This window comes from Flavicella sp. (assembly GCF_037132785.1).
Lineage (GTDB): Bacteria > Bacteroidota > Bacteroidia > Flavobacteriales > Flavobacteriaceae > Flavicella.
Genome location: NZ_JBAHZZ010000019.1, coordinates 1 through 7,406, shown reverse-complemented (window position 1 = coordinate 7,406; position 7,406 = coordinate 1). Strand labels below are relative to the sequence as shown.

General features: G+C 34.1%; 7 protein-coding genes and 1 pseudogene. All 8 read right to left on the bottom strand.

Translation table 11 applies throughout. The features are described 5' to 3' along the window. Positions 1-332 precede the first annotated feature (332 nt). Positions 333-1,451: an ABC transporter permease gene (locus tag V5787_RS01390; RefSeq protein ID WP_336891502.1), complete on the bottom strand. Its 1,119-nt coding sequence runs from the start codon at positions 1,449-1,451 to the stop codon at positions 333-335. After that, complete coding sequence (locus tag V5787_RS01385; RefSeq protein WP_336891501.1) at positions 1,451-2,560, bottom strand: ABC transporter permease; 1,110 nt, start codon at positions 2,558-2,560, stop codon at positions 1,451-1,453. The genes V5787_RS01390 and V5787_RS01385 overlap by 1 nt, the downstream gene beginning before the upstream one ends. Continuing rightward, positions 2,560-3,285, bottom strand: a complete 726-nt coding sequence (locus V5787_RS01380) for an ABC transporter ATP-binding protein (RefSeq protein WP_336891500.1) — start codon at positions 3,283-3,285, stop codon at positions 2,560-2,562. Before V5787_RS01380 ends, V5787_RS01385 begins: the two co-directional genes overlap by 1 nt. Positions 3,286-3,417: 132 nt before the next feature. Continuing rightward, positions 3,418-4,332, bottom strand: a complete 915-nt coding sequence (locus V5787_RS01375) for an ABC transporter ATP-binding protein (protein ID WP_336891499.1) — start codon at positions 4,330-4,332, stop codon at positions 3,418-3,420. Beyond that, positions 4,332-5,240, bottom strand: a complete 909-nt coding sequence (locus V5787_RS01370) for an HlyD family efflux transporter periplasmic adaptor subunit (protein WP_336891498.1) — start codon at positions 5,238-5,240, stop codon at positions 4,332-4,334. Before V5787_RS01370 ends, V5787_RS01375 begins: the two co-directional genes overlap by 1 nt. Before the next feature lie 4 nt (positions 5,241-5,244). Continuing rightward, positions 5,245-6,522 (bottom strand): TolC family protein, encoded by a 1,278-nt coding sequence (locus V5787_RS01365; RefSeq protein ID WP_336891497.1) that lies wholly within the window; start codon positions 6,520-6,522, stop codon positions 5,245-5,247. A gap of 1 nt (position 6,523) precedes the next feature. Continuing rightward, entirely contained in the window at positions 6,524-7,135 is a 612-nt protein-coding gene (locus V5787_RS01360; protein ID WP_336891496.1) for a TetR/AcrR family transcriptional regulator, read from the bottom strand. Positions 7,136-7,245: 110 nt separating this feature from the next. Then, positions 7,246-7,406 (bottom strand): annotated as a pseudogene (locus V5787_RS01355) (IS1595 family transposase); the annotation flags it as partial.

The window sequence follows — 7,406 nt, the reverse complement described above, 5'->3', positions numbered from 1 at the left end:
GTAAATCACAAATGCTATCTGCAAAAGTAGGTGTTATTTGTAGTTTCATGGCTTGAATATACATCTTAATAAGCTAACAAACAATGATTTATATCCTAAGTTTGGATGTTTGTTTTTGTCATGTACCTTGCAACGGTCTTATATGATCACACCTAAAGATGTTTTTTTTGAAACTAATGTATCAAAAATAATATCCAAATTACCAAAGCATTCTTAAATATCGTTTTAGGTTTCTATTCATGAATTTAGGTTCTACTATGTGATACAGATATAACGACACCTCTATTGGATTATCAACAATTCAATTTCAATATTTCATTGAGTATTGCCCATTACACCTGCTTTTTATAGCTCCATACTGCTAATCCATTAAAAATTATCGCTAAAATAAAGGTATATAAAAACTCAAATCGTATATCCCAAAAGCCACTTCCCTTCATCAGTACTTTTCTAGATACCGAAATAAAATGTGTCAAAGGGTTTGCAATAGTCAATTGTTGTGCCCATTTTGGCATACTATCAATGGGTGTGAAAAGTCCTGCCATCAACACAAAAATGATGATAAAAAAGAAGGCTGTAAAAACGGCTTGTTGTTGGGTATTCGAGAAATTTGAAATAAGTAATCCAAAACCTAAAACGGCAATAATGTTGATGACTGCATAACCAAAAATTAAGGGTAGACTTCCCAACATGGGAATATCAAAAATTAACTTACTAGCTATGATTCCAACAGTAAAGAGCACGAGTCCGATACATAAAAACGGAATTAATTTACCTAAAATGAATTGCCATTTTTTAAGTGGTGTAACGTTAATTTGTTCGATAGTGCCTACTTCTCGCTCGCGTACAATATTCATAGCAGAGAGTATAATGGTAAGCAATACCGTAAGTTGAGCAAGAATACCAGGAGCCATAAAATGGGTGTATTTTAATTCCGGATTGTACCAGTTTCTGGAGGATATGGTAATCTGACTTTTCTTTGAAACATAAATATCGGGGCTTACTTTCTGAATTAATTCTGCATTGAACGATGCTATAATATTTTTTAAATAACCTGAACCTACTAATGCTTGCTGTCCGTTAGTCGCATTAACCAATAGCTGTATTTTGGGCATCTTTCCCGTAATATAGTCTTTCTCAAAATTAGGAGGAATCTCAAGTATAACATCACTTTTATTACCTTGTAAATAGTCGTACGCTTCATCTACACTAAAGGGAGTAGCAATAAGTGAAACCCTATCATTGGCAATGATTTTCTGACTCAATGAGCGTGAGCTTTCACTTTGATCTAAATCTACAACCACAACATTTACATTTTTAACTTCGCTGGAAGCAGCATTAGACAGTACAATCAACTGAACAATGGGTAATATCGTCATCATAGGCAAAATAGCTTTGTTGCGTATTATCTGTATAAATTCCTTTTGTATGAGGTAGGCTAATATGTTCATTATTCCAATCGTATTTTAAAATTTTTCCATGCCATAAGTAATAAAAACAAGGCCATTCCCACTAAAACAGCAATATCAATTGCAACAAATTGAAAGCCAACACCACGAAGCATTACCCCTTTTAATATGTCAATAAAATAAGTAGCAGGTATAATATGTCCTATAACTTGTAATATTTCAGGCATGCTTGTAAAAGGGAAAATGAAGCCTGATAAAATCATTGTGGGCAGCATTAAGCCCATTAAAGAAGTTAACATTGCCTGTTGTTGTGTCTTTGCTTTTGTAGAAATTAACGCTCCAAGCGATAAGGCTACAATTACATACAACAAACAGCACAATAGCAATAGAGTAAGACTTCCCATTATGGGGACTTTAAATACAAAGTGACCAATAACAAGTACTAAAACGGCATCAATAAACGACAGGAATGCATATGGAGTCACTTTTCCAAGAATAATAAGCAATGGAGGTAAAGGTGATACCAGTAAAATTTCCATCGTACCCAGTTCTTTTTCCTTAGCAATAGTAAGAGAGGTGAGCATTGCTGAAATAATAAGTAAAATCATAGCAATTGTACCAGGTATAAAATTATAGGAACTTAGCAATTGCGGATTGTACAGCATTCTGTCTTCAATGGTAATCAGCATTGGGTTTTCTGCTCTCTGCAACCTGTTTTTTTCAAAACTTTGAATCATTGTGGTGGTGTACTGTACTAAGGCATTTGCCTTATTAGGGTCGGAACCATCTGCAATTAATTGAATATTCACATGTTTATTTCCGTAAAAATCAGAAGAAAAATATTTTGGAATTACCATGACCAATGTTGCAGTACCTTCTTTAAAACTATCTTCCATTTGAGTTTCAGAAGTCAATATTCTATGAAGTGAAAAATGTCCTGAACTTTGAATGTGCTGTATCAACTGTAAGCTGGTTTCGTCTTTGGCATAATCCAATACATCTATAGAGACATCCTTAAATTCAGTACTTACAGCATAACCAAAAATGAGCACCTGAACTACTGGTATCCCAAAGAGAATGAGTAGCGTACGTTTATCACGAATGATGTGCAGCAATTCTTTTTTCACAAAAGCTAAAAATATTTTAAACATTAGCGTGCTAGTTTTAAAAACACAGCGTCCATAGACGCAGCATTAAATTGTTGTTTTAAATTATCTGGTGTATCCAACGCCTTTATTTTCCCTTCCACCATTATAGAAACCCTATCGCAATATTCAGCTTCGTCCATATAGTGAGTGGTTACAAAAATGGTGCGTCCTTTTTCAGCGACCTCATAAATGGTTTCCCAAAACTGTCGTCGTACTCTTGGGTCTACACCTCCAGTTGGTTCATCAAGGAAAACAATATCTGGGTCGTGTACCATTGATATAGCAAATGCCAAACGTTGTTTCCATCCCAAAGGCAAGGATACAACCAATGATTTTGCTACTTCTATAAGATTTAGTTCCTCAAATATTTCTGATGTTTTTTCTTTGATTCGTTTTCTAGAAAGTCCATATATACCTCCATAAAAGCGTATATTTTCTGATACTGTTAAATCATCATACAGACTGAATTTTTGCGACATATAGCCTATGTTTTTTTTGATTTTTTCTGTTTCAGTGTTTATATTGAATCCCGCCACCTTACCCAACCCATCAGAGGGTTTGCTTAAACCTATTAGCATTTTTATTGCGGTTGTCTTTCCTGCACCATTAGCACCTAAAAAACCAAATATCTCCCCTTTTTTTACTTTAAAGGTAATGGCGTCAACAGCAGTAAAATCACCAAAACGCTTGGTTAATTTATCGACTTCTATAGCAAAAGGTGTGTTCATTTTATTAAGATTTACTTGTTAATGAATTTTATATGGTTACAAAAATTTCCTTATATCTCTCAAATTACAGACTACAAAGAGACTTCTTTTATCGTCAGATACACCTGTAGGTCTGGTCTTGTACTTCCAATATTAGCTAGCTACAGGCTGACTAATATCTAAAAATATATCCTCTATGGTTGGCTGAATTACTGCTATTTTAGCATCTGAAAATCCAGCATATTTTAAATGAAGTTCTAGTTGTGATTTTTCGTATACCTCTTTGGTGATTAAATGTAAGTTTTCACCGAACGGCAAAACACTTTCTGTAAAATCTTGTGTTCGTAAATAATTTAACAACTTGTAGGTTTTTTTGGATTTTATAGCGTAAAGTGGTTTCTCAAAATTGGCAATCATTTGCTGTGGCGAATCAATTTTTAAAATTTCTCCATTTTGAATTAGTGCAATTCTATCACACAATGTAGCTTCGTCCATATATGGTGTACTTACCAAAATAGCAATGCCCTTGGCTTTTAGTTTTTTTAACATTTCCCAAAATTCTACGCGACTTACAGCATCAACTCCTGTACTTGGTTCATCCAAAAACAAGACTTCAGGTTTATGGATAAGGGCACAGCACAATGCCAGCTTTTGCTTCATTCCTCCAGAAAGCTTACCCGCTAACCTCTTTTTAAAGGGCTCTATTTGAACGTAGATATCTTTTATCAGCTCATAATTCTCCTCAAATGTTGCACCAAATATGGTGGCAAAAAAAGATAGGTTTTCTTCTATGGTCAAATCCTGATACAAAGAAAAACGCCCAGGCATATAACCTACTTTTTTGCGTATTTCTTTGTATTGGCTTACTAAAGGGTGTCCTACCACAGTACCTTCACCTTTATCCGCAAGTAAAAGTGTGGTCAATATCCTGAAAAGGGTAGATTTACCTGCTCCATCAGGACCAATAAGTCCAAACAGCTCTCCTTTTTCTACAGAAAAGGAAACATCGTTTAGAGCAAGGACATCACCATAGGTTTTTGTAATATGGTCAACAGTAATTGCAGCCATTAATCTGTTGTTTTAGTATTAAAAATCACCTCTGCTGGCATTCCTATTTTAAGTGTGCCGTCGTTTTTAACTTCAACATCCAGCGCATAGACTAAATTGACACGTTCTTCTTTGGTCTCAATACTTTTAGGCGTAAACTCGGCTTGGTCTGCAATCCAAGTAACTATACCTTCTAGTTCTCTATAACTATCCTCATCACTATCTATTAAAATAGTCACTTTATCATTCAATTTCACCTTTTGAAGTAACAGCGAACTAGTATAGGCACGCAATTTTAAGGTGTTAAGGTTCGCTATTTTATATAAAGGACTGCCTTGGTTTACCAGTTCGGAAAGTTCTACAAAAGTGGTCAATACAGTACCTTGGATAGGATTGTTAATCTTGTGGTCGTCTATTTTGTTTTTAAAAGCTGCAATTTGAGCTTCTAAAGGTTTTCGTTCGGACAGAATACTTCGATTGGCAATATTTATCTGCCGTTTGGTAGAATTTATTTGTTGGTTCACCACATCTATTTCGCCATTATAATCATCGAGCTGCTTTTGTGTTGCTGCTTTCTTGGCTACAAGGTTTTTGGTTCTGTTGCGTTCTCTGTCTAAATTACTTTTTCGTTTTAATAAAACGGCAATTTCAGGTGCCGCTTCCTGTAGTTTTAAGTCCAGAGATTCCAATTTTGCGATGATTTCTAATTTCTCCAAATAAAGTTGTGTGGTATCTATCAAACCTATATTGATACCTTTTTGAAGAATCATTCCTTCTTTTATATTGAATTGTTCCAACTCGCCATTTCCTTTGGCACTTACGGTTATTGTTGTGGCTTCAAAATTTCCGTAGGCATCTGATTTTTCTCCATTGCCACAAGAAAACAACAGTATTGCTGTAGTGATGATGGATATTGATTTAAACGTCATAATCTTATAATTTTCCATATAGGGTTAAATAATTTACTCGCAATTGTTGTACTTGTACTTGATGTAATTCTAACTGTTGTCGTGCCGATAATTCGGCATTGACTTGTATTAAATAATCGTTGGTATTGATTACTCCTTCTTGTAGTTGTACTTGCGTTTGTGATAATATATCTTTTTGAAGGGCTACAATTTTAGTATCGTTATTAATTTGCAGTTGTAGGGCCGTTATTTTCTCTGTGAATTCTTTTTGTTGTGACGCAATATTAAATTCAAAAGTTTCCTTATCTACTTGTGTTTGCTGCACCTGTATCTTTATTTTTTCGCGTTCTTTTTCAACTATTCCCCAATCTAGAATGTTCCAGTTTATACGAAGCCCTCCCAAAGCATAAGTAGCGTTAGAAACATCCGAAAAATTAACGGGATTGGGATATCCAATTCCGCCTTGTGCAAACAAAGAAATTTTAGGCTTTCTTCCAGCATTGATAGTACTTTCTTTCGCTTGTAAAAAATCTTTCTGTGAGTCGTAAAAGTCTTGTTCGGGTCTTGAAATATTTGGGTTGTAGTCCATTAAACCCATTTCAGGAAGTTGCAATTCGGTAACCTCCGGATAGGTCGTGTCCAAAAGCATGTTTAAGACTCCAAAATAAGCCTTAATATTACCTGTAAATCGTATATCCTCAGATTGTAATTCTAATTTGCGAACTTTTAATTTTGAAAGCTCACTTTCTAAAACCGTTCCGTTATCATAACCAACTTGCATGTATTCTATGTTGGTGTTAATATCTTGTATAGAGGTATTGAGCAACAATTGTTGTTGGCGTGAAAGTTTAATAGCAAAAAAGAGTGTATTCACTCTATCTTTTAAAGTACGGAGTGACACCTTAAGTTTTTGCTGATTCATTTTTAAAAATGCGACTTCAATTTGCTGCTGGGCTTTAGTTAAACCACCATTATATAGATTGTAATTAGCATCAATGTATCCTTTGTAAGTTCCTAAAGGAAGGTCTATATTCACAGGGGTTCCTGCTGTGCCAATGCTTAAATTTTCAGACTGTATTTGCCCAACACCATTAAGTGTAATGGTTGGCAGTTTCCCTTTTTTGATGATCGCAGAATTAAGTTCGGAAACCTCATTTAATAGGCCTTCTTTTAAAAGAAGCGGATAATTTGCCTCTGCTTTTGTATAGGCATCTTCCAAAGTTAAGATAGACGTGTTCTGCGCTGTTATTTTTATACTAAAAATAAGGGAGAGGCTACAAAATATTACTATTTTTTGATACATTTTATGCTTTTATTGAATTGATAATAAAGTTTGCAACTTCTGTTTTTCGCTCTTCTAATAGTTTGTTATAGTTGATGTCGTCTATATCTACAACCGCTTTTATTAACGGACCTGTAAGAAACGGGAAAATGTTTAGAGCCAAAATGTTGATAAATAATTGTTCGCCCTTAATGGGTTTTAACACCCCCTCTTCAACTTCTTTTTGTACTTGTTTTTTAAATTTATCGAGATTAGGAAGACCTATTTCTTCTTTTATTATTAAGATGAATTCCGTATTTCTATTGAGTTCCTGAAAAATAAAATTTGGTAAATACGGATGCTGTATGATAAATGAAATATGGTTAAACGTAAAACTTCTAATCTTGTCCTCAATAGGTGAGTCTTCATTTAGAATTTTAATGATTTGTGGAGCAAATGAAGCAAATGTTTTTTTAAATACGGCTTCAAACAATTGCTGTTTGCTTCTAAAATAATAGTGAAGCATCGCTTTATTAATTCCTGCTTCATCGGCAATTACCTGCATTCTTGCGCCATCCATTCCTTTGCGTTGAAATACTTTATTAGCGGCTTCTAATATTAAGCTTTCAGTTGTTGCGTCTTTTGTTTTAATCATTGTCAACTATTTAGTTTAACCCTTTGGTTAACAAATATATGTAATTATATTTATAATGGAGGTGTTTTTTTCTATAACTTAATTTCAGTTATATAAATAAACCTTCTGAGTTATACGCCTAGTTTCTGTTTTATATTTTTTTGATATTTAGGTTTTTGTAGTACCATTCTAAGAATTGTTTTATGAAAAATGGATTCTTTGTATTGTGACCTATTAATTCTAAAACAAAATTCATCAAAGTAAGCTTGTATATGCCATTTACTTACATGAG

Bases quoted from the DNA above. Each gene is read 5' to 3' on its own strand.
- V5787_RS01380 (WP_336891500.1), bottom strand. From the start codon at position 3,285: ATGAACACACCTTTTGCTATAGAAGTCGATAAATTAACCAAGCGTTTT.
- V5787_RS01365 (WP_336891497.1), bottom strand. From the start codon at position 6,522: ATGTATCAAAAAATAGTAATATTTTGTAGCCTCTCCCTTATTTTTAGT.
- V5787_RS01375 (WP_336891499.1), bottom strand. From the start codon at position 4,332: ATGGCTGCAATTACTGTTGACCATATTACAAAAACCTATGGTGATGTC.
- V5787_RS01370 (WP_336891498.1), bottom strand. From the start codon at position 5,240: ATGACGTTTAAATCAATATCCATCATCACTACAGCAATACTGTTGTTT.
- V5787_RS01385 (WP_336891501.1), bottom strand. From the start codon at position 2,560: ATGTTTAAAATATTTTTAGCTTTTGTGAAAAAAGAATTGCTGCACATC.
- V5787_RS01390 (WP_336891502.1), bottom strand. From the start codon at position 1,451: ATGAACATATTAGCCTACCTCATACAAAAGGAATTTATACAGATAATA.
- V5787_RS01360 (WP_336891496.1), bottom strand. From the start codon at position 7,135: ATGATTAAAACAAAAGACGCAACAACTGAAAGCTTAATATTAGAAGCC.